The 23,787-nt window shown below is 66.0% G+C and carries 24 protein-coding genes; 13 read left to right on the top strand and 11 right to left on the bottom strand.

Annotated features, from left to right (window positions below):
* Positions 1-5: 5 nt before the first annotated feature.
* The 6 genes from HH800_RS18130 to coxB all read right to left on the bottom strand — a co-directional run bounded on the left by HH800_RS18130 (position 6) and on the right by coxB (position 5,344).
* Complete coding sequence (locus tag HH800_RS18130) at positions 6-836, bottom strand: cytochrome c oxidase subunit 3 (protein WP_004208605.1); 831 nt, start codon at positions 834-836, stop codon at positions 6-8.
* A gap of 44 nt (positions 837-880) precedes the next feature.
* Positions 881-1,456, bottom strand: coding sequence for a cytochrome c oxidase assembly protein (locus HH800_RS18135; RefSeq protein ID WP_004208606.1), 576 nt, complete (start codon positions 1,454-1,456; stop codon positions 881-883).
* Positions 1,456-1,593: a hypothetical protein gene (locus tag HH800_RS18140; protein WP_010339616.1), complete on the bottom strand. Its 138-nt coding sequence runs from the start codon at positions 1,591-1,593 to the stop codon at positions 1,456-1,458. Before HH800_RS18140 ends, HH800_RS18135 begins: the two co-directional genes overlap by 1 nt.
* Entirely contained in the window at positions 1,590-2,510 is a 921-nt protein-coding gene (locus tag HH800_RS18145; protein WP_026108937.1) for a heme o synthase, read from the bottom strand. Before HH800_RS18145 ends, HH800_RS18140 begins: the two co-directional genes overlap by 4 nt.
* A 132-nt stretch (positions 2,511-2,642) precedes the next feature.
* Positions 2,643-4,322, bottom strand: coding sequence for a cytochrome c oxidase subunit I (gene ctaD / locus HH800_RS18150; protein ID WP_004208609.1), 1,680 nt, complete (start codon positions 4,320-4,322; stop codon positions 2,643-2,645).
* Positions 4,323-4,336: 14 nt separating this feature from the next.
* Positions 4,337-5,344, bottom strand: coding sequence for a cytochrome c oxidase subunit II (gene coxB / locus HH800_RS18155; RefSeq protein WP_004208610.1), 1,008 nt, complete (start codon positions 5,342-5,344; stop codon positions 4,337-4,339).
* 284 nt (positions 5,345-5,628) lie between these two features.
* Here coxB and pyrE point away from each other — a divergent pair, with 284 nt between their 5' ends.
* From pyrE to HH800_RS18185, 6 genes are all read left to right on the top strand, one after another.
* The gene (gene pyrE, locus HH800_RS18160) at positions 5,629-6,210 is read left to right on the top strand and encodes an orotate phosphoribosyltransferase (protein WP_004208611.1); all 582 of its coding nucleotides are present in this window, start codon (positions 5,629-5,631) and stop codon (positions 6,208-6,210) included.
* 1 nt (position 6,211) lies between these two features.
* The gene (locus HH800_RS18165) at positions 6,212-6,943 is read left to right on the top strand and encodes a pyridoxine 5'-phosphate synthase (RefSeq protein ID WP_125997341.1); all 732 of its coding nucleotides are present in this window, start codon (positions 6,212-6,214) and stop codon (positions 6,941-6,943) included.
* 7 nt (positions 6,944-6,950) lie between these two features.
* Entirely contained in the window at positions 6,951-7,352 is a 402-nt protein-coding gene (gene acpS / locus HH800_RS18170) for a holo-ACP synthase (protein ID WP_004208613.1), read from the top strand.
* Between the two features lie 35 nt (positions 7,353-7,387).
* Positions 7,388-8,302, top strand: coding sequence for a signal peptidase I (lepB, locus tag HH800_RS18175; protein WP_004208614.1), 915 nt, complete (start codon positions 7,388-7,390; stop codon positions 8,300-8,302).
* 28 nt (positions 8,303-8,330) lie between these two features.
* Positions 8,331-9,413, top strand: a complete 1,083-nt coding sequence (locus HH800_RS18180; RefSeq protein ID WP_010339611.1) for an AI-2E family transporter — start codon at positions 8,331-8,333, stop codon at positions 9,411-9,413.
* Between the two features lie 66 nt (positions 9,414-9,479).
* Positions 9,480-9,806, top strand: coding sequence for a hypothetical protein (locus HH800_RS18185; protein ID WP_069338030.1), 327 nt, complete (start codon positions 9,480-9,482; stop codon positions 9,804-9,806).
* 96 nt (positions 9,807-9,902) lie between these two features.
* Here the strand turns inward: HH800_RS18185 and HH800_RS18190 are convergent, their stop codons facing one another.
* Positions 9,903-10,484 carry an FKBP-type peptidyl-prolyl cis-trans isomerase gene (locus HH800_RS18190; protein ID WP_004208617.1) on the bottom strand — a complete coding sequence of 194 codons (582 nt, stop codon included), beginning with the start codon at positions 10,482-10,484 and terminating at the stop codon, positions 9,903-9,905.
* Positions 10,485-10,567: 83 nt separating this feature from the next.
* On the bottom strand, positions 10,568-10,774 hold the full coding sequence (rpsU, locus tag HH800_RS18195) for a 30S ribosomal protein S21 (RefSeq protein ID WP_004208618.1): 207 nt from the start codon (positions 10,772-10,774) through the stop codon (positions 10,568-10,570).
* Between the two features lie 233 nt (positions 10,775-11,007).
* Here rpsU and HH800_RS18200 point away from each other — a divergent pair, with 233 nt between their 5' ends.
* Positions 11,008-11,766: a class II aldolase/adducin family protein gene (locus HH800_RS18200; RefSeq protein ID WP_169861941.1), complete on the top strand. Its 759-nt coding sequence runs from the start codon at positions 11,008-11,010 to the stop codon at positions 11,764-11,766.
* A gap of 48 nt (positions 11,767-11,814) precedes the next feature.
* Here the strand turns inward: HH800_RS18200 and HH800_RS18205 are convergent, their stop codons facing one another.
* Together HH800_RS18205 and HH800_RS18210 are read right to left on the bottom strand one after the other, a co-directional pair.
* Positions 11,815-15,396 carry a hydantoinase B/oxoprolinase family protein gene (locus tag HH800_RS18205; RefSeq protein ID WP_169861942.1) on the bottom strand — a complete coding sequence of 1,194 codons (3,582 nt, stop codon included), beginning with the start codon at positions 15,394-15,396 and terminating at the stop codon, positions 11,815-11,817.
* 46 nt (positions 15,397-15,442) lie between these two features.
* Complete coding sequence (locus tag HH800_RS18210) at positions 15,443-15,907, bottom strand: Rrf2 family transcriptional regulator (RefSeq protein WP_169861943.1); 465 nt, start codon at positions 15,905-15,907, stop codon at positions 15,443-15,445.
* A gap of 119 nt (positions 15,908-16,026) precedes the next feature.
* On the opposite strand from HH800_RS18210, the gene HH800_RS18215 reads away from it, so the two are divergent.
* Positions 16,027-16,920 (top strand): NAD(P)/FAD-dependent oxidoreductase, encoded by an 894-nt coding sequence (locus tag HH800_RS18215; RefSeq protein ID WP_169861944.1) that lies wholly within the window; start codon positions 16,027-16,029, stop codon positions 16,918-16,920.
* 33 nt (positions 16,921-16,953) lie between these two features.
* Here HH800_RS18215 and HH800_RS18220 read toward each other — a convergent pair whose 3' ends face one another.
* Positions 16,954-18,108, bottom strand: coding sequence for an FAD-dependent oxidoreductase (locus HH800_RS18220; protein ID WP_169861945.1), 1,155 nt, complete (start codon positions 18,106-18,108; stop codon positions 16,954-16,956).
* Positions 18,109-18,224: 116 nt separating this feature from the next.
* On the opposite strand from HH800_RS18220, the gene HH800_RS18225 reads away from it, so the two are divergent.
* The 5 genes from HH800_RS18225 (at position 18,225) to HH800_RS18245 (ending at position 23,773) form a co-directional block, all read left to right on the top strand.
* Positions 18,225-20,087: a CHASE3 domain-containing protein gene (locus HH800_RS18225; RefSeq protein ID WP_169861946.1), complete on the top strand. Its 1,863-nt coding sequence runs from the start codon at positions 18,225-18,227 to the stop codon at positions 20,085-20,087.
* A 44-nt stretch (positions 20,088-20,131) separates the two neighbouring features.
* Positions 20,132-21,373, top strand: coding sequence for a putative DNA modification/repair radical SAM protein (locus HH800_RS18230; RefSeq protein WP_169861947.1), 1,242 nt, complete (start codon positions 20,132-20,134; stop codon positions 21,371-21,373).
* An 82-nt stretch (positions 21,374-21,455) separates the two neighbouring features.
* On the top strand, positions 21,456-21,812 hold the full coding sequence (locus HH800_RS18235; RefSeq protein ID WP_010339604.1) for a hypothetical protein: 357 nt from the start codon (positions 21,456-21,458) through the stop codon (positions 21,810-21,812).
* Between the two features lie 61 nt (positions 21,813-21,873).
* Complete coding sequence (locus HH800_RS18240) at positions 21,874-22,344, top strand: hemerythrin domain-containing protein (RefSeq protein ID WP_017500069.1); 471 nt, start codon at positions 21,874-21,876, stop codon at positions 22,342-22,344.
* A gap of 10 nt (positions 22,345-22,354) precedes the next feature.
* On the top strand, positions 22,355-23,773 hold the full coding sequence (locus tag HH800_RS18245; RefSeq protein WP_169861948.1) for a UdgX family uracil-DNA binding protein: 1,419 nt from the start codon (positions 22,355-22,357) through the stop codon (positions 23,771-23,773).
* Positions 23,774-23,787 lie beyond the last annotated feature (14 nt).

A 23,787-nucleotide genomic window follows, 5' to 3' on the forward strand; every position in this document is an offset into this window, starting at 1 on the left:
AACCATCAGCCGCCGTGGATCGGCGCGCCCCAGCCGCCCCAGACATAGATGGCGGCGAACAGAAACAGCCACACCACGTCGACGAAATGCCAGTACCAGGCGGCCGCTTCAAAGCCGAAATGCTGCCGCGGGGTGAAGTCGCCCTTATAGGCGCGGATCAGGTTCACCACCAGGAAGATGGTGCCGACCAGCACGTGGAAGCCATGGAAGCCGGTCGCCATATAGAAGGCCGAGCTATAGGGCGAACCGCCGAACGGGAACGGCGCGTGCATATATTCATAGGCCTGGATGCAGCTGAACAGCGCGCCCAGGATCACCGTACACCACAGGCCCTTCTTCAGCCCTTCGCGATCGCCGTGAATCAGCGCGTGATGCGCCCAGGTGACGGTGGTGCCCGAGCAGAGCAGGATCAGCGTGTTGAGCAAGGGCAGCTCGAACGCGTTCATCACCTCGATGCCCTTGGACGGGAACATCCCCTCGATCGGCGCCAGTTCGCTGGGGAAGAGGGAGAAGTCGAAAAAGGCCCAGAACCAGCCGACGAAGAACATCACTTCCGACGCGATGAACAGGATCATGCCATAGCGCAGATGCAGCTGGACCACCGGCGTATGATCGCCGGCATGCGCCTCGGCAATCACATTGCTCCACCAGCTGAACATGGTGAAGAGGACACCGGCCACACCGATCAGGAAGATCCAGCCACCGCCGGCGGGCATCGCGTCGGGATGCATCCACATGATCGCGCCCATCGCCATCACCAGCGCCGACATCGAGCCGAACAGCGGCCAGATGCTGGGCGGAAGGATATGATAATCGTGGTTCTTGGCGCCTGCCATGACGGTTTCTACCTCTTCCCTGTTTTTCGGTTATTCTCGTCAGCTTAGCTTGGCTGCTTCCCCTGCTCAACAGGATAGAAGGTGTAGCTGAGCGTTATCTGCTGCGTGTCCTTGTTGTCGGGATCCTGCAATATCTTGGGATCGACATAATAGATCACCGGCATGCGCACTTCCTCACCGGGCTGCAGCGTCTGCTGGGTGAAGCAGAAACACTGGATCTTGGTGAAATAGGCGCCAGCCTGGGTCGGCGTGACGTTGAAACTGGCGGTGCCGGTCACCGGCTTGTCGGACAGGTTCTTCGCAATGAAAATCGCCATGTCGCGGGCGCCGACGGTCACCGTGTCGGTGCGATGTTCGGGCCGGAACTCCCAGGGCATGCCGGGCTGGACATTGGAATCGAAGCGGATCGACATGGTCCGCCCGGCCACCGGGGTCAGCTTCACATCGGCCGCCGCGCGCTGGGTCGTGCCGCCGAAACCGGTGGTCTGGCAGAAGATGCGGTAGAGCGGGACCGAGGCGAAGCCGAGGGCAAGCATCGCCAGGCCGATGCCCGCCATCGCCACCAGCGTCCGCCGGTTGCGGCGGTCGCGGTCAAAGGGCGAGGGCGGGAGCGAGGCCATCAGATATTATGGCTCGCGCCGATCTTCGCCAAAGTGATGGCGAAGAAGAGGATGGCGAGGAAGCCGAGCAGCAGCCCGGTCACCAGCGCACGGGACTTTTGCCGTGCGCGCACCTGATCCTGATCTTCCGGACTCATGCCAGCAGCCAGCGGTCAACGACCACTGCCCCAAACAGCAGGAAGAGATAGAGGATCGAATATTTGAACAGCCGCTTTTCCGGCGCCATGCGCGCGGGGTCGGTCTCGCGGCGCAGATAGACCTGAAAGGCCATGGCGGCGAAGATCGCGGTGCCGACCAGCGCCGCCGTGCCATAGATCGCGCCGGTCAGGTGCAGCGCGACCGGGGCCAGCGCGGCAACCGCCATGATGAAGGTGTAGAAGAGGATCTGGCGCCGGGTGACGACTTCACCCGACACGACCGGCAGCATCGGGATGCCGGCGGCGGCATAATCGGTCTTCACGAACAGCGCGAGCGCCCAGAAATGGGGCGGCGTCCAGAAGAAGATCAGCATGAACAGGGCGATGGGCAGCGCGGTGATGTCGCCCGTCACCGCCGCCCAGCCGATCACCGGCGGAAAGGCGCCGGCCGCGCCGCCGATGACGATATTCTGCGCCGTCCGGGGCTTCAGCCAGATGGTATAGATGAAGACATAGAAGAGGATCGAGACGGTCAGCACCGCAGCGGCCAGCCAGTTGGTCGCCATCCCCATCAGGATCACCGAGAAGAAGGACAGGCCGACGCCGAAATGCAGCGCCGTCTGCCGCTCCATCCGGCCGGCGGGCAGCGGCCGGCTGGCGGTGCGCTTCATCTTGGCGTCGATGTCGGCTTCCCACCACTGGTTGAGCGCGGCGGCCGCGCCGGCGCCCAGCGCGATGCACAATATCGCGGTAAAGCCCAGCACCGGATGGATATGGCCGGGCGCGGCGAGCAGCCCGCACAGGCCCGTGAACACCACAAGCGTCATCACGCGCGGCTTGGTCAGCGCGACGAAATCGCGCCAATGAGCGGGCAGGACGGGGGCATTAGCCCCGGACGAAAGCGGCGAACTGGCCATAAACTCCTCTTCGATCAGCCGGCGCCCCATACAGGCCCTGACCGATTCCGGCAAATGGACAGACGGTCCTACCCATCTGCCCCGCCGCAGGGGGATGGAGTGCCCGGTCCAGGCCGGGCACCCGCATGGCGATCAGTCGATGACCGGCAGGGTCTCGAACTGGTGATAGGGCGGCGGGCTGGTCAGCGTCCATTCCAGCGTCGTCGCGCCTTCGCCCCAGGGATTGCCCTCGGCGCGTCTGCCGGCGAACAGCGACCAGAAGACATTGACCAGGAAGATCAGCACGCCGACCGCCATGATCTCATAGCCGTGGGTCGCGATCTTGTTCCAATAGGCGAACGCCTCGGGATAGTCGGGATAACGGCGCGGCATGCCGCTCAGGCCCAGGAAGTGCATCGGGAAGAACAGCAGGTTCACGCCGATGAAGAAGACCCAGAAATGGAGCTGGCCCAGCACTTCATTATACATGCGCCCCGTCATTTTCGGGAACCAGTAATAGAAGCCCGCGAACAGCGAGAAGACCGCGCCCAGCGACAGCACATAGTGGAAGTGCGCGACCACATAATAGGTGTCGTGCAGCACGTCGTCGACGCCGCCATTGGCCAGCACCACGCCGGTCACGCCGCCCACGGTGAACAGGAAGATGAAGCCCAGCGCCCACACCATCGGCGTCTTGAAGCTGATCGACCCGCCCCAGATGGTGGCGATCCACGAGAAGATCTTGATGCCGGTCGGCACCGCGATGACCATGGTGGCGGCGGTGAAATACATCTTCACATTCACCGACATGCCGGTGGTGAACATGTGGTGCGCCCAGACGACGAAGCCGACCACGCCGATCGCGACCATGGCATAGGCCATGCCGAGATAGCCGAACACCGGCTTGCGGCTGAAGGTCGAGACAATCTGGCTGACGATGCCGAAGCCCGGCAGGATCATGATATAGACTTCGGGGTGGCCGAAGAACCAGAAGAGATGCTGGTAGAGTTCGGGATCGCCGCCACCGGCCGCATCATAGAAGGTGGTGCCGAAATTGCGGTCGGTCAGCAGCATGGTGATCGCCGCGGCCAGAACCGGCAGCGCCAGCAGCAGCAGGAAGGCGGTGACCAGCACCGACCAGACGAACAGCGGCATCTTGTGCAGGGTCATGCCCGGCGCACGCATGTTGAGGATGGTGGTGATGAAGTTGATCGCGCCCAGGATCGAGCTGGCGCCGGCGATGTGCAGCGACAGGATCGCCATGTCGACGGCCGGGCCGGCCGACCCGCTGGTCGACAGCGGCGCATAGACGGTCCAGCCGGTGCCCGCGCCATTGCCGGTGCCGCCAGGCACGAAGGTCGAGCCGAGCAGCAGCAGGAAGGCGGGGATGAGCAGCCAGAAGCTGATATTGTTCATGCGCGGGAAGGCCATGTCCGGCGCGCCGATCATGATCGGCACGAACCAGTTGCCAAAGCCGCCGATGATCGCGGGCATCACCATGAAGAAGACCATGATCAGGCCATGGGCGGTGATCAGCACGTTCCACAGATGATAGGCCTGGTCCAGCGTCGCGGCGGGACCGTCGCTCCACTGCGCCCAGATATGCAGGAACTGGATGCCCGGCTCGCGCAATTCCATGCGCATCAGGCCGGAAATGGCGCCGCCGATCAGGCCGGCCATGATCGCGAAGATCAGATAGAGGGTGCCGATGTCCTTGTGGTTGGTGGACATGAACCAGCGCTGGAAGAAGGCCGGCTTGTGGTCGGCATCATGATGATCATGGGCATGGTCGCCATGATGATCGCCATGATGGTCGGCGGTGATGGTGGTCATGACGTTCCTACCCCTCAGATCTTCTTTTCAGCAGTAGCGGCAGCGGCTTCAGCCGTCTTCTCCGCCGCTGCGCCCTTCAGCGTGCCGCCCTGCGACTGGACCCACTGGTCGAACTGGGCCGGGGGCAGCGCCTCGATCGCGATCGGCATGAAGCCGTGGCGCGCGCCGCACAGTTCCGAACATTGGCCGTAATAGACGCCCGGCTTCTCGATGGTGAAGCTCTTCTCGTTCAGGCGGCCTGGCACGGCGTCCATCTTCACCCAGAGCGAAGGCACGGCAAAACTGTGGATCACGTCGGCGCCGGTGATGATCAGCTTGACCGGACGACCGACCGGCAGGACCAGGCGATTGTCGGGCGCGAGCAGATAGGGCTCGCCATTTTCCTTCGCCTTGTCCTCGGGCAGCATGTTCGACACGAATTCGGGGATGCCGTTGTCGGGATATTCATAGCCCCAATACCATTGATAGCCGGTGACCTTCACGGTCAGCGCATCCTTGGGCGCGGGCTTGTACTGGTCGGCCAGCAGGCCGATCGAGGGAATCGCGATCACCAGCAGGATGAGGACCGGGACGAGCGTCCACACCACTTCGATGACGGTGTTGTGGGAGGTCTTGGACGGCACCGGGTTGGCGGAGCGGCGATAGCGCACCATCACATAGAGCATCAGCAGCAGCACGAAGACCGAGATGATGGTGATGAGCGGCAGCAGCATCTTGTCGTGCAGCCAGCGCGCGGTGTGGCCGGTGGAGGTGAACTGCTCCTGCAGCGTGATCTCGCCGGGCTTTGGCATGCCGATGCCTTCGGTCGGCTTCATCCGCGGCGGCGCGGCGACCTTGGCGGCGGGCGCGGCTTCGGCCGCAGGGGCCGTCGCATTGTCGGGTGATTCGGTCGATATAGCTGCATTGTCAGCAGCGGGGGCGGCAGCGGCGGCATTCTCCTGCGCCAATGCCATCGGGCTCATCACCGTTGCCGGCGCCATTGCCAGCAAGCCGGCCAGAATGAGCGATCTCACCTTTTTCATAGCCTCATCTACCCCTAACCCCTTGTTGCCGCTGCAACGGGAACGTCCACTTTCGCGTCGTGCCCGCCCGTTCGGTCTATGTGGCGGCTTATAGGCAACGAATTTTTCTGCCTCAAGTCAGTGTGGACCAGATTTTCTTCGCTGTTGCAACGCCTCCCGCTCCCGCCTATCTCGCACCTCGCGCACAGGTGCGCGATCATGGGCATATCATGCCCGTGCGATATGGGCGGGCCGGGCGCCGTTTTTGCGCGACCTCCCGCAACGGAATAGTGGAACAGGGCGGAATGACCGACGAAGAAGTATTGGCAGAATTCCGGGCAGCAGGTGCGCTGCTCGAAGGACATTTCATCCTGTCGTCGGGCCGCCGCAGCGCTAATTACCTGCAGTGCGCCCGCGTGCTGATGAATGCCGAACGCGCCGGCAAGCTGGCCCGCGCCACCGTGCAGCAGCTGCCGCGCGAGCTGCGCCAGGAGATCGATCTGGTCGTGTCGCCCGCCATGGGCGGCCTGATCATCGGCCATGAAGTCGGCCGCGCGCTCGACAAGGATGCGGTGTTCCTGGAGCGGCCCGAGGGCGTGTTCGAACTGCGCCGCGGCTTTGCCATATCGCCGGGGCAGAAAGTGCTGATGGTGGAAGACGTCGTCACCACCGGCCTGTCGTCGCGCCAGGCGATCGAGGCGGTCGAGCGCGAAGGCGGCATCGTCGTCGCCGAAGTGGCGCTGGTCGATCGTTCGGCCGGCGAAGTGGACCTGGGCGTCCCCTTCTACCCGCTCGTGAGCATCAATTTCCCGGTCTATGACGCCGATCAGCTGCCGCCCGAACTGGAAGCGGTGCCGGCGATCAAGCCCGGCAGCCGGAAGCAGTAAGATGGCCGCCGTTCCGCTGCGCCTGGGGGTCAATATCGACCATGTGGCGACGATCCGCAACGCGCGGGGCGGCGAACATCCCGATCCGGTCAAGGCCGCGCTGCTGGCGGTGAAGGCCGGCGCCAACGGCATCACCGCGCATCTGCGCGAGGATCGCCGCCATATCCGCGACGAGGATATCGCGATGCTGATGGCGGCGCTCGACGTACCGCTGAACCTGGAAATGGCGGCGACGCAGGAAATGCTGGGCATCGCCCTCAAGCACAAGCCGCATGCCGCCTGCATCGTGCCGGAAAAGCGCGAGGAGCGCACGACCGAGGGCGGCCTGGACGCCGCCGGCCAGATCGCGGTGCTGCGCCCGATCGTCGCCGCGCTCACCGACGCCGGCATCCGCGTCAGCCTGTTCATCGAGGCCGACGCCGCCCAGATCGAGGCCGCGATCCAACTCGGCGCGCCGGTGGTCGAATTCCATACCGGCGCCTATGCCCATCTGACCGGCGAGGCCCGCGCGGTCGAGCTGCGCCGCATTGCCGACGCCGCCGCGCTCGCCGCCAAGAACGGCATCGAGCCGCATGCCGGCCATGGCCTCACCTTCGACAATGTCGCGCCGATCGCCGCCATCCCGCAGATCGCCGAACTCAATATCGGCCATTTCCTGATCGGCGAGGCGATCTTCGGCGGGCTGGAAGCCAGCATCCGCGAAATGCGGCGCCAGATGGACCTGGCACGGTGACTGCCGCATGATCATCGGCCTCGGCTCCGATCTCTGCAATATCGAGCGGATCCAGAATTCGCTCGACCGCTTCGGGGACCGGTTCGTCCAGCGCGTCTTCACCGATGTCGAACAGGCCAAGGCGGAACGCCGGCCGTTCACCAAAGCCGGCACGCTGGCCAAGCGCTTCGCCGCCAAGGAGGCCTTTTCCAAGGCGGTCGGCACCGGTTTCAAGGCCGGCGTCTTCATGAAGGATATCGGCGTCGTCAATGCGCCCAGCGGCGCGCCCACGCTGGCGCTGACCGGCGGCGCGGCACAGCGGCTGGCATCGATGGTGCCGGCGGGCTACAAGCCGGTCATTCACCTGACGCTCACGGACGATCATCCATGGGCCCAGGCCTTCGTCATCATCGAGGCGCTGCCGCTTTGAGCGGGCCGCCCTCCCCATCCGAGCATAGCCCTTCCATGACGGCAGTCGACATGACCCAAACCGACCCCCTGCCACCCGCCGCGCCCGAAACGGCAGCCGACGACAAGGAGGCAGGCACCAGCGGGGCCGGCGGCAGCGGGGTGAACTGGTGGCATGAGGTGAAGAGCATCGTACTGCTCATCCTCGCCGTGCTGGCCTTCCACAGCTTCGTCGCCAAGCCCTTCTACATCCCGTCGGAATCGATGATGCCGGTGCTGCTGAAGGGCGACCGGCTGGTGGTGAGCAAATTCCCCTATGGCTGGTCCTATGTCAGCCCCAGCTTCCATCCGCTGCCCTTCCTGAAGGGGCGCATATTGGGCCACCTGCCCGAGCGTGGCGACATCGTCATCGTCTCGCCCCAGAACCGGCGCGAAGATTATATCAAGCGGGTCATCGGCCTGCCCGGCGACATTGTCGAGGTGCGTGGCGGTCAGGTGATCCTGAACGGCGTGCCGGTGCCGCAGAAGGTGCTCAAGCCCCTGCGCATAGCGGTCGATGGCAATGCCCCCTGTCCGCCGATGCAGTTCCCTGGCGCGCTGGTGACCGACAAGGCCGGCAAGAGCTGGTGCGAACTGCCGGTACGGCAGGAAGTGCTACCCAACGGCAAGACCTATGTCACGATCGACATGGGGCCGAGCGCGCTCGACTGGTATGGCCCGGTCCGCGTGCCCGCCGACCATGTCTTCCTGATGGGCGACAATCGCGACAACAGCGCCGACAGCCGCGCCCCGCTGGAAGAAAATGGGCTGGGCGGCCCGGTGCCATGGGAAGCGATCGGCGGCCGCGCCGAATTCATCACCTTCAGCCTGGACGGCGATTCGAGCTGGAACCCGCTCAGTTGGCTCCATGCCTTCCGTGGTGGCCGCGCCGGGAACAGCCTGCGCCCCCAGAGCGTTACCGAGGCGAAATAGTTCACAGCGATTGATGGGGGTTCCGGGTTTGAGCGACGCGCAGCAGCATATCGAGCAACCCGGCCCCAGCGAATTGCGCAGCCCGCTGGTCCAGCATGAGATCAAGCGGGCGGGCGTCTGGTTCGCGATGGCGATCGGCATCGCGCTGATCGTGCTGCTGGCCCAGCCGATCATGCTGATCCTGGGCGCGCTGGTCTTCACCACCATGATGGATGGTGGCACCCGCCTCTTGGGCCGCGTGCTGCCGATCGGCCGGGGCTGGCGCCTGACGATCGTGCTGCTCGCCGTCGTCGCCTTCCTCGCCTACACCTTCTACCTCACCGGCTCCAGCCTGGCCGCCCAGGCACAGGCGATGCGCACCATCGTCGAGGCGCAGGTGGAACGGGTCGGCGGCTGGATGCAGCAGTTGGGCATCACCACCACGCCCGAAGACCTCAAGGGCCTGGCCCAGCAGGCGATGAGTTCCATGGGCCGGGTCACCGCCGCCGTCGGCACCGCCGTCGGCGCGATCACCAGCGGCGTCATGATGCTGGTGCTGGCCATCTTCATCGCGGTCGAACCCAAGCTGTACGAGCGCGGCGTCGCCTGGATGCTACCGATGGACAAGCGCGCCCATTTCTACACCGTCGCCGACAAGATGGCCTTCACCTTGCGCCGCCTGATGTTCGGCCGGCTGATCGGCATGACGGTGGAGGGCGTGGGCGTATGGCTGCTGCTGTGGGCGGGCGGCGTGCCGATGGCGGGCCTGCTCGGCATCCTCACCGGCCTGCTCGCCTTCCTGCCCAATATCGGCGCGATCATCTCGGGCGTGCTGATCGTCCTGGTCGGCTTTTCCGGCGGCACCCATACCGGCCTTTATGCCTTTGGCGTCTACATGGCGGTGCAGATCATCGACGGCTATCTGATCGTGCCGATGGTAGCCAAGCGCGCAACCGACCTGGCCCCCGCGCTGGTGCTGGCGGCGCAGATCCTGCTGGGCGCGCTGTTCGGTATCCTCGGCCTGTTCCTGGCCGATCCGATCGTCGCCATGATCAAGGTCTATCTGGAGGAACGGTCCAAGGCTCTGGCAGGGCAGACCATCCTGAAAAGCGACGATAAAAACGGCGATTGACGAATGCGTCCCGGAACGTAACGATTGCTCCTGCGCTTCTATCCTAAAGCGAAAGGAGAGAATGGCATGACCGTGGCAATGGAGCAGCAGAAGAAGCTGCATTTCGAACTGACCAATGTCGGCATGCGGGCCCAGGCAACCGCCGCCGGAATGGTCCAGCTCTGCCGGGAACTGCATCGGGCCGGCATCCTCGACAATGACGCGCTGGAACGGATCAAGTCGGCGATCGCCGACGATATCGACATTGGCGCGCCGCGTTCGGTGTCCTGCGTCGAATATCGACGCGACGTGAAGGCGCGACTCGACCGCCTATTCACCGGCGAGGAAAAGATTGGCAGCGCCGAAGGCCTCGCCTTCCCGCCATCGGCCCCCGGCGATCAGGCAGCCCTCTGAGCATTTGTCCGGACTGCGCCTCTGGCGCATCCGCACCGGCCACCAAAGAAAAAGGGCCCGGAAACCGGGCCCTTCTCTACTCTCGGATCGATCGGATCAGTTGCCCGGCACGCCCTGCGGAACGGCGCCCTGCGGCATGCCACCCTGCATCTGCTGCATCCGCTGCTGCATCTGCATGATTTCCGCGCGCGACTTGAAGTCGTGCAGCTGGACATCGAACACCAGCACCGAATTGGCCGGGATCGGGCCGGCGGCCTGTTCGCCATAGCCAAGCTGCGGCGGGATCCACAGGCGATATTTGCCGCCCTTCTTCATCTTCTGCAGGCCTTCGGAGAAGCCCGGCACCACGCCGTCGACCGGCATCGGCGTCTGCGGATTCTCGTCGAACACGGTGCCGTCGAGCAGCGTGCCCTTATAGCCCACCAGCGCAACGTCGGCGGTCGTCGGGCTCGGCCCGCTGCCTTCCTCCAGCACCTGGTACTGCAGGCCCGACTCGGTCGTGACCACGCCCTTGGCATGGGCGTTCTGCGTCAGGAAGGCGGCAGGCGACGCTTCCACGCCCTGCTGCCCTGCCCAGGCCAGACCACCGGCCGCCAGCGCGATCGCGGCGACGCCGATCCAGAGTCGCGTCAGCGACCCCTTGGCGATAGGACGAAGGGGGACAGCCGTCGTGGACATGGGCGAACGCCTCGCAATGAAGAACGGGAAATCAGCAAAGAGTCAGGACGACCGCGAACCGGCCGTCCTGATATCGGCAATCCTTAACGGACGCCGTCGCGCTCGGCGCGCTTGCGCTCCAGCTTGCGGGCGCGGCGGACAGCAGCCGCCTTTTCGCGCGCACGCTTTTCCGAGGGCTTCTCGTAGTGACGACGCAGCTTCATTTCGCGATACACGCCTTCACGCTGCAGCTTCTTCTTGAGCGCGCGGAGGGCCTGGTCGACATTGTTGTCGCGAACGATGATCTGCATAAGTCCGTCAATCTCCAATCGAAAACGGGCGGATCGCCAGGAATGAAACCCTCCCGACGGGCCGACCGAATATAAAAATCCGTGAGTCGCCACAGGTCACCCTGAGGCATGTGGGGCGCGCCCTACCAGCAGAGTCGGGCAAATTCAACCCCTGCAGGGCTTTCACGCCCTTTCCCTCGACAGAATGCGTCGAGCGGAGGATAGTGGCGTCCATAATATAAAGGAGGATGGCCATGGCAAGTGCCGCCAGACAGCCCGACATGTCGCCTGCCGAATGGGAGGCGCGCCAGCAGCTCGCCGCCTGCTACCGCATCTTCGACCATTTGGGCTGGTCGGAACTGATCTACAATCACATCACCCTGCGCGTGCCCGATGAGGAAAACGCCTTCCTCATCAACCCGTTCGGCCTGCTCTACAGCGAGGTGACGGCGTCCAACCTGGTCAAGATCGATATCGACGGCCATGTGCTGGACGGCAGCCCCTATCCGGTCAATCGCGCCGGCTTCACCCAGCATAGCGTGTTCCACCGCCACCTGGCCGACGCCCATTGCATCATCCACACCCATACGACCGCAGGCATGGCGGTCAGCGCCACGCAGGAAGGGCTGCGGCCGATCAATTTCTACGCTGCCGCCTTTGCCGGGCGGATCGCCTATCATGACTTTGAAGGTGTCACGATCCGGCCGGAGGAAGGCGAAAGGCTGATCGCCAATCTGGGCGCGCGGCGAATCATGATGCTGCGCAACCATGGCACGCTGGTGATGGCCAAGACCCTGCCCGAAGCCTTCCTGATGCAATGGATGCTCCAGCGCGCCTGCGAGATTCAGGTCGCCGCCTGCGCCGCCGGCACGCCGGTGGAAATCCCGGCCGATGTCATCGCCGTGCATCAGCGCGACCTCGCCGGTGTGCAATTGCCGGTCGGCGTCGGCGTGCCGGATTTCCAGGCGATGGTCCGCCTGATCGACCGCACCGACAGGAGCTGGCGGGACTAGAGCGTCCCGCCTCCCGACCTCCGTTCGCTCCGCGCGGACGGAGGCGGATCAGCCCTTGCCGAATCCGCCGCCGCCCGGCGTCTCGATCACGAAGACGTCGCCCGGCGCCATCTGCGCCGATCCGGTCGCGCCCAGCATCTCGACCCGGCCATCGCCACGCTCGACCCAGTTGCGCCCCAGCCCGCCGGGCGCGCCGCCGTCGAGGCCAAAGGGTGGCACGCTGCGCCGGTTGGCCAGGATGCCGGCGGTCATATCTTCCAGGAAGCGGATGCGGCGCAGCCCGCCATTGCCGCCATGATGCGCGCCCGCGCCGCCCGATCCGGGCCGAATCGAAAATTCCTCCAGCAGCACCGGGAATCGGCTTTCCAATATTTCGGGGTCCGTGAGGCGGCTGTTGGTCATGTGGGTCTGCACCACATCGGCGCCGTCGAAATCCGGCCCGGCGCCCGATCCGCCCGAGATCGTCTCATAATATTGGTGGCGCGCATTGCCGAAGGTGAGATTGTTCATCGTCCCCTGCGCGCCCGCCATCACGCCCAGCGCGCCGAACAGAGCATCGGTGACGACCTGGCTGGTCTCGACATTGCCGGCGACCACCGCCGCAGGATAAAGCGGCCGCAGCAGCGACCCCTCCGGCACCACCAAAGTCATGGGCTTGAGGCAGCCGTCATTCATCGGCACCGCCTCGTCCACCAGCGTCCGCACGACATAGAGCAGGGCCGCACGCGCGACCGACAAAGGCGCGTTGAAATTGCCCGGCAACTGGTCCGACGTGCCGGTGAAATCCACCGTCGCGCCGCGCGCCGCCCGGTCGATCATCACGTTGACGACCACCGCCGCGCCATTATCCATCGCATAGCGATAGTGCCCGTCGGACAGGCGATCGATCAGCCGGCGCACTGCCGCCTCGGCCTGATCCTGCACATGGCCCATATAGGCGGCCACGACATCGGCGCCATAATCGCCGCTGATCCGCTGCAGCTCGGCCGCGCCCTTGGCGCAGGCGGCGATCTGGGCGGACAGGTCGGCGATATTCTGGTCGATATTGCGCGAGGGCCAGCGGCCCGACCCCAGCAGGGCGCGCAGATCCCCCTCCAGGAAGCGGCCCTGATCCACCACCAGCACATTATCGAGGACGATGCCCTCTTCCTCGATGCTGCGGCTGTAGGGCGGCATGGAGCCGGGCGAGATACCGCCAATATCGGCATGATGGCCGCGCGCCGCGACATAGAAGGCAGGCGCGTGCGCCGCCCCGTCGACGAACACCGGCATCACCACCGTCACGTCGGGCAGGTGGGTGCCGCCATCATAGGGCGCATTGAGCGCATAGACGTCGCCCGGCAGCATGCCGCGCCCGTCGATCGCCCGGCCATCGGCGCCGATTCCGCGCCGGCGCATCACCGCGCGGATGCTTTCCCCCATGCTGCCCAGATGGACCGGCATGTGCGGCGCATTGGCGACCAGATTGCCGGCTGCGTCGAACAGAGCGCAGGAGAAATCGAGCCGCTCGCGGATATTGACCGAGGAGGCGCTGTGCTGGAGCGCGGCGCCCATTTCCTCGGCGATCGCCATGAACAGGCCGCCCATCACCTCCAGCCGGACCGGATCGACGGCGGTGCCGTCATCGGCGGCCGGCGCCGGGCGTGGCGCATGGCGGGTCAGCACCAGATTGCCAATCGCATCGAGCCGCGCGCGCCAGCCCGTCTCGACCACCGTGGTCGACACCGGGTCGCTGATCAGTGCCGGGCCATCGACGACGCTGTCCAGCGTCAGTCCCGCCCGGTCGAACACCGGTGCCTGCGCGCCTGCCAGCATCACCTGCGCCAGTGGCGCGGCCGGCTGGGTCGCGATGGTCGCCACCTTGCCCATATCCTCGGCGGTCGGCGCGATCGCCTCGACCCGCACCATGTCGACCAATATGGTGCCGGTGCCGCCATAGCCGAAGCGCGCCTGATATTGCGCCTCGAAATCGGCCAGCATCGCCGCCCGATCGCCCAGCATCACGTCGAACAGGCTGTCGGTGCCATCATAGCGCAGCCGCAGCACCGTCTCGCTCCGCTCCGCCTCCGGCAGGTCGGCGCGCGCCTGCTCCGCCAGCTCGGCGATCGCCGCCGCCAGCGCGTCGGCGCCTGCATCGTCCAGCGGCAGCGCCAGCGTCCGCTCGCGCACCGCGCGCCGGTCGGCCAGGCCCATGCCATAGGCGGACAGGACGCCGCCCAGCGGATGGATCATCACCCGGTCCATGCCCAGCGCGTCGGCGACCAGACAGGCATGCTGCCCGCCCGCCCCGCCAAAGCTCGCCAGCGTATAGCGCGCAACATCATGGCCGCGCGCGACCGATATGCGCTTGATCGCATTGGCCATGCTGGCGACGGCGACGGCGATGAAGCCCTGCGCAGCCTCCTGTGCGCTCATCACCCGGCCGGTCTGCGCCTCCACCTGCGCACAAATGTCGGCAAAGCGCGCCTCGACCGCGTCCCGGTCGAGCGGCTGGTCGCCCCTGGGGCCGAACAGGCTGGGGAAGAAATCGGGCTGCACCTTGCCCAGCATGACATTGCAGTCGGTGATGGTCAGCGGTCCGCCGCGCCGGTAGCAGGCCGGCCCCGGCACCGCGCCGGCCGATTCCGGGCCGACGCGAAAACGCCCGTCGACCACTGAACAGATGGAGCCGCCGCCCGCCGCGATGGTGTGGATGCGCATCATCGGCGCGCGCAGCCGGACGCCCGCCACCCGCGCCTCATTGTCGCGTTCATAGCTGCCGGCATAATGGGACACGTCGGTCGAGGTGCCGCCCATGTCGAAACCGATCACCTCGCCAAAGCCCGCCTGCTCGGCGGTGCGGGCAAGGCCGACGATGCCGCCGGCCGGGCCGGACAATACCGCATCCTTGCCGCGGAACAGGTCGCCGCGCGTCAGCCCGCCATTGGACTGCATGAACAGCATGTCGGCGTCCTCGCCCAGCGCCGCGCCCAGCCCGTCGACATAGGCGCGCAGCACCGGCGAGAGATAGGCGTCGGCCAGCACCGTGTCGCCCCGCCCGACCAGCTTGATCAGCGGCGCGACCTCATGACTGACCGAAATCTGGGTGAAGCCGATCTGCCGGGCGATCCGCGCCAGCGCCTGCTCATGGGCGGGATAGCGATAGCCGTGCATCAGCACGATCGCGATCGCGCGCAGCCCGGCATCATAGCCGCGCTGCAACGCCGCCTGCGCCGCGACCTCGTCCAGCGGCGTCAGGATGGTGCCATCCTGCATCAGCCGCTCGTCCATCTCCACGACATCGGCATGAAGCGGCGGCGGCAGGTCGATCCGCCGCGCGAACAGGTCCGGCCGGTCCTGATAACCGATGCGGATCGCGTCGCGGAATCCCTTGGTGATCGCCAGCAGCACCGGCTCGCCCTTGCGCTCCAGCAGCGCATTGGTGGCGATGGTCGTGCCGATCCGCAACGTGCAGCGCGGGATCGGCCCGTCGCCCGCGCCGGTCAGCCGCCGGATCGCCTCGACCGCTGCGTCGGCATAGCGCTCGGGGTCGCTCGACAGCAGCTTGGCGGTGTGAAGAACCCCTTGCGGGTCGCGTGCCACCACGTCGGTAAAGGTGCCGCCGCGGTCGATCCAGAATTGCCATTGCATGCCCCGCCTGATGGCCGCGCCACAGGCGGTTGGCAAGCCGCTTGGCTCAATGGCCGGTCAGCGGCTCGATCGCTCCGGTCGCCAGCAGCGCGGCATAGCGCTGGTCGAAGTCCGCCGCGATCTGCGCCAGCGTCACCTGTCCCAGCCGGGCGATCAGCATCGCCTCCGCCTCCTGCATCGCGGCCGCCATGGAGGCGTTGACCGCCTGTTCGACCAGGCATTGCGGATCGGGATCGGCTGGGCCGATCGAGAAGATGCGCGGCTCGCCCACCGCGCGATAAATGTCGAGGATGCGGATCGCATCGAGCGGACGGGCCAGGGTCCAGCCGCCGCCATGCCCCTTTTCCGAGCGGACATAGCCCGCGTCGCGCAGGCCCGCCATGGTCCGTCGCACCACCACCGGATTGGTGCGCAGCATCTGCGCCGCCCGCTCCGACGTCATCGGGCCGTCCAGCCGATCCATATGGATCAGGATATGCAGCATTCTCGACAGGCGCGCATCCAGCTGCATCGCGGGCTTCTCCTTTTTCGCTCGCCTATCACGCAACATCAATTGTTGCAAATTGGACTGGTCGAATTATGTAACTTATCAAGTATCGTGATTCGGCGCAGCCATTGAAAGGAAGACCCATGCATGACGTGATCGTGATCGGCGGCAGCTTTGCCGGCCAGTCGGCGGCGATGCAGCTTGCCCGCGCGCGGCAGGATGTGCTGCTGATCGATGCCGGCCTGCCGCGGAACCGCTTTGCCGACGCCGCCCATGGTTTCCTGGGGCAGGATGGCCGCACGCCCCGCGCCATCATCCGCGATGCCGAACGCCAGTTGCTTGCCTATCCCACCGCCCGGATGCTGGCCGGCGAAGTGCGCCATGCCATCAAGACCAGCGACGGCTTCGCCCTGACCCTGGCCAGCGGCGAAACCCGGCTGGCCCGACGGCTGATATTGGCGACCGGCGTGAGCGACGAGCTGCCGCCGATCCCCGGCATGGCCGAACGCTGGGGCGAGACGGTGCTCCACTGTCCCTATTGCCATGGTTATGAAGTGCGCGACCATCCGCTCGGCATCATCGCCAACCACCCGATGTCCGCGCATCAGGCGGCGCTGATCCCCGACTGGGGGCCATCCACCTATTTCACCCAGGGCCAATATGAGCCGGACGATGCCGAACGCGCCCGGCTGGAAGCGCGCGGCGTCGCGATCGAGCGGGTGCCCGTCGTCGCGCTGATCGGTGACGCGCCCGCGCTGAGCGCCGTGCAACTGGCCGACGGCCGGACGATCGAAGTGTCGGCCCTATTCACCGCCCCCAGAACCCGGCTCAGCAGCGATGTCGCGGTCCAGCTCGGCTGTGCGCTGGAGGATGGCCCGACCGGCCCCTTCATCAGCATCGACGCCTGGGGCCTGACCTCGGTGCCCGGCGTCTATGCCGCCGGCGACGCCACCTCCCCCATGCACAATGCGACCTTTGCATCCGCATCCGGGGTCAAGGCCGGGGTCGGCGCGCACCAGTCGCTGGTCTTCGCCTGACGGGCGGAGACGGGGGGCCTGGGCGGCGGCGCGCTATTTCCAGAAGCCCGCCAGCTTGCGCACCGATGCCTCGGCAGCTTCGCGGTCGGGGGCTTCATTGGCGTCGCCATAGCCGAACCAATCGTCCTCCCCGACCTCCTGCACCACGATACCGTCGCGCCGCGCCAGCATCGCCAGCTTGTCATGATAGACGCCATAGGTGGCGCCCGCCTGCGGGATCAGCCAGGCGATCTGGCCGCGCACCGGCACGATGCTCTCGTCCCGCCACAATGCTCGCGCGCCATAGCCGGTGCAGTTGATGACGGTTTTCTGCTTCAGCCGCGCCACGTCCTGGGGTTCGTGCAATTCCATCGGCACGATCCGGCCGCCGCCGATCAGGAAATCATTGGTCAGCTGATGGGCGAGATCGGCGACATTGAAGGTCAGCGAACTGCTGCGCCGGGCCCGCTCGGTGCGGAAGGGATGAGTGCCCGGCGCCAGCTCGACCGATCGCGGCATGATGTCATGCAGCCGGTCTTCCAGCCGAATGAAGCGATCGGGCCGCTCCGGCGTCACCCTCTCGACGGCAGGCGTCACAGCCGGACTGTCCGACAGCATGTAACGGTCGGTCCATTCCACCGGATCGCCCGGCAGGCCCAGCAGCCCCTGATAGAAAGCGAAGGATCGCCGCGCCATCGCCTCCCAGCGATCGCCAAAGCCGGCATCGACACCGCCCTCCATCGCGATCCGTGAATCGGGCGACCAGGTGCCGGTCGCCCGCGCCGATCGCACATCGGGAAATTGCTCCTTGGCATAGATGGTCACCTTCGCCCCGGCGCGCTGGGCGGTGAGCGCAGTGGTGAGGCCGATCGCGCCGGCGCCGATGACGGCAATATCCGTCATCCCCTCCGCCAGCGCCATGCCGACCGCGATCTCGGCCGATCCCCAGGACAGCGACCAGCCGCTGCCGCCATGGCCATAATGATGGACGACCCGCTTGCGCCCCACTTCTTCCACCGCGATGCGCGGCCCGGCCGCGCGGAAGGGCCGCAGGCAGACGGTGATGCGAAAGATACGATCGGGCGTCGCGCGGATCGGCTCCAGCCCGGCCAGCGGATCGAACAGGCTGGCCGCTTCGGCCCCCGCCGCCAGCGACAGGGCGCCCAGCCCGCCCAGGCCCCGCGCCAGAAAATCGCGTCTGTCCATCATCCCGCCCCCTATCTGCCGACCGGTTCAACGAAGTGCCCGGACATAACCGCAACGACCCGTCGCATGACAGACACAATCGGGTTGCCCCACCGTTGTTAATTGCCCATTAAGACCAGATGAATGCGCTCCGCCCCGAACGATCCATCGTCGTTCTGCTGCTCGCGCTTGCCACCGTCATCATCGCGGTAGGCGGCACCATCTGGCTCTATCGCAGCCAGCAAGCCGAGATCGGCTGGGTCAACCACACGCTGCGCGTCGAAAACCGCCTGTCGGTGATCCTGTCGCGGGTGCAGGCCGCCGAAAGCGCCCAGCGCGGCTATATGCTGACCCGGCAGGATCCCTTTCTGGGGCCGTTCGACACGTTCAAGGCGGACTGGCCGCGCGAGATCGCGCAATTGCGCGCCGATGTGCAGGACAATGCGGACCAGGCTGCAGCCGTCGATGCGCTGGGGCGGATGCTCGACCAGCGACTGACCCTGCTGGAGGGCGGCATCGAACTGCGCCGGCGCGGCCTGCCGGTCGATCCCAACGCCTTCGCCCCCGGCCTCATGTCGATGGCGACGATTCACACCCATATCGCCGGGATGAAGGCACGCGAGGAGCAGCTGCTGCGCCTGCGCAGTGTCGAGGCTAACCGGCTGACCACCATGGTGACGGCCAGCCTGGCGGTCAGCGGCGCACTGGTCATCATCCTGGGCCTGCTGGCGCTGCGCAACGCCCGCCGCCGCATGGTGGAGGCGATCGCCGCCAAGCGCGCACTCGCGGACGCCAATGACCGGCTGGTCAGCGAAGCGGAACAGCGCACGGCGATGGAGGCGCAGGTCCGCCAGTTGCAGAAGATGGAATCGATCGGCCAGCTGACCGGCGGCATCGCCCATGACTTCAACAATATGCTCGCCGTCGTCATCGGCTCGCTCGACATGGCGCGGCGGCGCCTGCCCGCCGATATCGATCGGCGCATCAGCAACGGCCTCGACAATGCGACCGAGGGCGCGCAGCGCGCCGCGCAACTGACCGCGCGGCTGCTCGCCTTCTCGCGCCAGCAGCCGCTGGCGCCGCAATCGACCGATGTGAACAAGCTGGTGGGCGGCATGTCGGACATGCTGCGCCGGACGATCGGCGAGCGGGTGCGGGTGGAAAGCGTGCTGGCCGGCGGCCTGTGGCGGGCCAGCATCGATCCCGGCCAGCTGGAAGCGGCGATCCTGAACCTGTGCGTCAATGGCCGCGACGCCATGCCCGATGGTGGCCGGCTGACGGTCGAAACCGGCAATGCCTATCTCGACGATGCCTATGCCGCCGCCCATGCGGAGGTGATCCCCGGCCAATATGTGCTGGTGTCGGTCACCGACAGCGGCACCGGCATGACGCCCGACGTGGTCGAGCGCGCCTTCGACCCCTTCTTCACCACCAAGGGCGTGGGCAAGGGCACGGGCCTGGGCCTCAGCCAGGTGTTCGGCTTCGTCCGCCAGTCGCACGGCCATGTGAAAATCTATTCCGAACCCGGTCAGGGCAGTACGATCAAAATCTATCTGCCCCGCCATTATGGCGTGCCGGTCGCCGATCCGATGGCGCCCGCCATCGCCCTCGACCTGCCCCGCGCCCAGGGGGACGAGATCATCCTGGTGGTCGAGGATGAGGATAGGGTGCGGCACATGTCGGTCGATTCCCTGCGCGAGCTGGGCTACACCATCGTCCAGGCCGCCGATGGCGAACAGGCGCTGGCGATGCTGGCGATCGAACCGCGGGTCGACCTGCTCTTCACCGACATCGTCATGCCCGGCATCAACGGCCGCATCCTGGCCGACCGCGCCCGTGCCGACCGGCCGGAGCTGCGCGTCCTCTACACCACCGGCTATACCCGCAACGCCATCGTCCATAACGGCATGCTCGATCCCGGCGTCGCCTTCCTGGCCAAGCCCTTCACCATGGACCAGCTCGCCGGCAAGGTGCGCCAGGTGCTGGACGAGGAACCGGCCTGATCTGCATTATGGACAAGGCGGCATATGGAACGTAACATGAACATATGTCCGCCCTGTCCACCCGTGAAAAGCTCGAAATCCTTGCCGATGCCGCCAAATATGATGCGTCCTGCGCCTCGTCGGGCACGACCAAGCGGGATTCGCGCGACGGCAAGGGGATAGGCTCGACCGAAGGCATGGGCATTTGCCATGCCTATGCGCCCGACGGCCGCTGCATCTCGCTGCTGAAAATCCTGCTGACCAACAGCTGCATCTTCGACTGCCATTATTGCATCAATCGCCGGTCGAGCGATGTCCGCCGCGCCCGCTTCACCGCGCGCGAAGTGGTCGACCTCACGCTCAGCTTCTACCGCCGCAACTATATCGAGGGGCTGTTCCTCTCCTCCGGCATCATCCGCTCGTCCGACTATACGATGGAGCAGATGGTCGAGGTCGCCCGCAGCCTGCGCGAGGATCATGATTTTCGCGGCTATATCCATCTGAAGACCATTCCCGACGCCGATCCCGAGCTGCTGCGTCAGGCCGGCCTCCATGCCGATCGGCTGTCGATCAATGTCGAGCTGCCGACCGAGCCCGGCCTCAAGCGGCTGGCGCCGGAAAAGGACGGCCGCCGGATCGAGGGGGCGATGGCGCAGATGCGCAGCCAGATGGACGATATGGGCGACGCCCGCCGCAAATATCGCCACGCCCCGCGCTTTGCCCCGGCGGGCCAGTCGACCCAGATGATCGTCGGCGCCGATGCCGCCGACGATCGCGCCATCATCCAGCGCGCGAGCAGCCTTTATGACCGGCACCGGCTGCGCCGCGTCTATTACAGCGCCTTCTCCCCCATCCCCTCGCCCAGCAGCGTATTGCCGCTCAAGCGCCCGCCGCTGATGCGCGAGCATCGGCTCTACCAGTCGGACTGGATGATGCGCTTCTATGGCTATTCCGCAGCCGAAGTCGCCGCCGCGACCGACCGGGACAGTGGCTGCCTGCCGCTCGACATCGATCCCAAGCTGGCCTGGGCCTTGCAGCATCGCGCCAGCTTCCCGGTCGACGTCAACCATGCGCCGCGCGAAATGCTGCTGCGGGTGCCGGGGCTGGGGGTGATGGCGGTCGATCGCATCCTGGCCAGCCGGCGCCATCGCCGGCTGCGGCTGGAGGATGTCGCGCGCCTGACCACATCCATCGTCAAGCTGCGCCCCTTCCTGATCGCCGTCGACTGGCGCCCGGTGCAATTGGCCGACCGAGTCGATCTGTCGGCACAGTTGCGGCGTCCCGCCGCCCAGCTCGAACTTTTTTAAGGGGAGCCGAGGCAATTTTGCGGTTGATCGCAAGCACGGTTCATGAAACTCTTGTAACACGATCAGCAAGGGGATCGGGACTTTGGCGACACTTTTCGACAATCAGGCCATGGAGCGGCAGGGCGCAGGCTTTGCCAAGCGCATCAGCACGCATCTTGCGGCCGCCCTTGTCGTCTTCTGCCTGCTTCAGATCTTCATCGTCGCCAAGATGGGTGGCTCGCTGGTCCTGCACCTTGGCGTCATCATCGCGATCGGCGGTTTCGCCATCGCCGCCCGCGCGCTCGAACATCGCTGGCAGATGCTCGACCATAGCGGCCTGTCCCATGCCGGCCTGCGCCTGCGCTTCCGCCGCGACCTGCTCCAGCTCTGGGGCACCAGCCTGCTGGGCGCGCTGCTCTGGGTACCGGTCGCGATCATCTTCCACGCGCTGTTCGGCTAAGCACCGGACCCTTTTTACCAGGCTGTCGTTTCCCCCTTCATCGCATGAAGGAGGATTGCCCATGGCCAAGGCCAGCATTTTCGATCGCCTGAAACAGGATCATGACGCCCATCGCCAGCTGTTCGACAAGATGGCGGAAGCGACGCGCGAAAAGGATGACGACCGGCTGGAAAAGCTGTTCGACCAGTTCAAGGTCGAGGTGACGGCCCATGCCGCCGCCGAGGAGGAGACGCTCTACGCCACCATGCTCGCCCAGCCGGACCTGCGCGAGGATGCGCAGCACAGCGTGTCCGAACATAAGGAAATCGACGATTTTCTGGAGGAACTGGACGGCCTCAAATTCAACGGTGATGCCTGGCGCCGCACCTTCGACCAGTTGAAGAAGCGCTACCTCCACCATATCGAGGAGGAAGAGGAAGAGATGTTCCCCGACGCCGCCAAGGAACTGAGCGCCGCCGAGGAGGAAAAGCTGGCGAAGCTGTTCGCGCGCCGCAAGCCCGCCGAACTGGCCCGTGCCGAGGCGGAGGACTGACCGGACGGCCATGCATCGGGTGACGCTGGCGGGGTCGGACGATTTTGAGGGCTGGCGCGATGCGGCCCGCGCGCTGGCCCTGGCCGCCATTCCCGCCGACACCATCCTCTGGGATGTTGCGGGCAGCGCCGCGCCCGACCTGTTCGGCAGTGACGCGACGCCCCTGCCCCCCGCTCCGGCGGATGCGGTCTTCTCCGTGCCCCGCGCCTTTGTCGAACTGGCGCAAAGCGCGATCCTCCATCGCGACCCCGCCCGCTTCGCCCTGCTCTACAGCCTGTTGCTGGCGGTGCGCGCGGTGCCCGGCCGGATGGAGGATCGCGCCGATCCGCTGCTGCGCCGGGTCGAGGATCTGGCCAAGGCGGTGCGACGCGATATCCACAAAATGCGCGCCTTCCTCCGTTTCCGCGAACTGGATGAAGGCGACGGCCCGCGCTTCATCGCCTGGTTCGAGCCCGACCATCATATCGTCCGCGCCAATGCCGGCTTCTTCACGCGCCGCTTCGCATCGATGCGCTGGTCGATCCTGACGCCGGAGGTCAGCATCCATTGGGATGGCGACATATTGACCGAAGGCCCCGGCGCGCAACGCGGCGACGCCCCGGCCGAGGATCCGGTCGAAGATGTGTGGAAGGGCTATTATGCCGCCATCTTCAACCCGGCCCGCTTAAAGACCGGGGCGATGCTGTCGGAAATGCCGCGCAAATATTGGCGCAACCTGCCCGAAGCCGCCCTGATCCCCGATCTGGTCGCCGGCGCCCAGGCGCGCGAGGCGGCGATGATCGCCACCGCCCCGCGCACCGCACCCCGCCCGACAGCCCGCCCCGGCAATCTCCGTGCCGTCTGGCAGGCGCTGCGTGACGAGGCGATGACCTGCACCCGCTGCCCGCTGCACGGACCAGCCACGCAGACCGTGTTCGGCGAAGGTCCGCTCGACGCATCTTTGCTCTTCATCGGCGAACAGCCGGGCGATCAGGAGGATCTGGCCGGCCGCCCCTTTGTCGGCCCCGCCGGGCAATTGTTCGACACGGCGCTGGCGGAGGCCGGCGTGGATCGCGCGCGCGCCTATGTCACCAACGCCGTCAAGCATTTCAAATATGAACAGCGCGGCAAGCGCCGCCTGCACCAGACTCCTGACGTGCCGGAGATCAGGGCCTGTCGCTGGTGGCTGGAACAGGAACTGGACCTGATCCGCCCGCGCATCATCGTCGCTTTGGGCGCCACCGCGGCCCGCGCCCTGCTGGGCAAGCCGGTGACGATCGGCGCGATGCGCGGACGCCCGATCCCGCTCGACGACGGTGCCGAAGCCTGGATCACCGTCCATCCCAGCTATCTGCTGCGCCTGCCCGACCCCGATCGCCAGGCGCAGGAACAGGCCCGCTTCGTCGCCGACCTGCGGATGGTCGGCGAAAGGCTCCACGCCCGGACCTGATATAAATGCGTTGA

Origin of the sequence: Sphingobium yanoikuyae (assembly GCF_013001025.1) — a bacterium.
Lineage (GTDB): Bacteria > Pseudomonadota > Alphaproteobacteria > Sphingomonadales > Sphingomonadaceae > Sphingobium > Sphingobium yanoikuyae_A.

Bases quoted from the DNA above. Each gene is read 5' to 3' on its own strand.
- pyrE (WP_004208611.1), top strand. From the start codon at position 5,629: ATGACCGACGAAGAAGTATTGGCAGAATTCCGGGCAGCAGGTGCGCTG.
- rpsU (WP_004208618.1), bottom strand. From the start codon at position 10,774: ATGCAGATCATCGTTCGCGACAACAATGTCGACCAGGCCCTCCGCGCG.
- ctaD (WP_004208609.1), bottom strand. From the start codon at position 4,322: ATGACCACCATCACCGCCGACCATCATGGCGATCATCATGGCGACCAT.
- HH800_RS18190 (WP_004208617.1), bottom strand. From the start codon at position 10,484: ATGTCCACGACGGCTGTCCCCCTTCGTCCTATCGCCAAGGGGTCGCTG.
- HH800_RS18230 (WP_169861947.1), top strand. From the start codon at position 20,132: ATGTCCGCCCTGTCCACCCGTGAAAAGCTCGAAATCCTTGCCGATGCC.
- HH800_RS18165 (WP_125997341.1), top strand. From the start codon at position 6,212: ATGGCCGCCGTTCCGCTGCGCCTGGGGGTCAATATCGACCATGTGGCG.
- HH800_RS18200 (WP_169861941.1), top strand. From the start codon at position 11,008: ATGGCAAGTGCCGCCAGACAGCCCGACATGTCGCCTGCCGAATGGGAG.
- coxB (WP_004208610.1), bottom strand. From the start codon at position 5,344: ATGAAAAAGGTGAGATCGCTCATTCTGGCCGGCTTGCTGGCAATGGCG.
- lepB (WP_004208614.1), top strand. From the start codon at position 7,388: ATGACGGCAGTCGACATGACCCAAACCGACCCCCTGCCACCCGCCGCG.
- HH800_RS18205 (WP_169861942.1), bottom strand. From the start codon at position 15,396: ATGCAATGGCAATTCTGGATCGACCGCGGCGGCACCTTTACCGACGTG.
- HH800_RS18220 (WP_169861945.1), bottom strand. From the start codon at position 18,108: ATGATGGACAGACGCGATTTTCTGGCGCGGGGCCTGGGCGGGCTGGGC.
- HH800_RS18140 (WP_010339616.1), bottom strand. From the start codon at position 1,593: ATGAGTCCGGAAGATCAGGATCAGGTGCGCGCACGGCAAAAGTCCCGT.
- HH800_RS18185 (WP_069338030.1), top strand. From the start codon at position 9,480: ATGACCGTGGCAATGGAGCAGCAGAAGAAGCTGCATTTCGAACTGACC.
- acpS (WP_004208613.1), top strand. From the start codon at position 6,951: ATGATCATCGGCCTCGGCTCCGATCTCTGCAATATCGAGCGGATCCAG.
- HH800_RS18225 (WP_169861946.1), top strand. From the start codon at position 18,225: ATGAATGCGCTCCGCCCCGAACGATCCATCGTCGTTCTGCTGCTCGCG.
- HH800_RS18145 (WP_026108937.1), bottom strand. From the start codon at position 2,510: ATGGCCAGTTCGCCGCTTTCGTCCGGGGCTAATGCCCCCGTCCTGCCC.
- HH800_RS18240 (WP_017500069.1), top strand. From the start codon at position 21,874: ATGGCCAAGGCCAGCATTTTCGATCGCCTGAAACAGGATCATGACGCC.
- HH800_RS18215 (WP_169861944.1), top strand. From the start codon at position 16,027: ATGCATGACGTGATCGTGATCGGCGGCAGCTTTGCCGGCCAGTCGGCG.
- HH800_RS18130 (WP_004208605.1), bottom strand. From the start codon at position 836: ATGGCAGGCGCCAAGAACCACGATTATCATATCCTTCCGCCCAGCATC.
- HH800_RS18210 (WP_169861943.1), bottom strand. From the start codon at position 15,907: ATGCAGCTGGATGCGCGCCTGTCGAGAATGCTGCATATCCTGATCCAT.
- HH800_RS18135 (WP_004208606.1), bottom strand. From the start codon at position 1,456: ATGGCCTCGCTCCCGCCCTCGCCCTTTGACCGCGACCGCCGCAACCGG.
- HH800_RS18245 (WP_169861948.1), top strand. From the start codon at position 22,355: ATGCATCGGGTGACGCTGGCGGGGTCGGACGATTTTGAGGGCTGGCGC.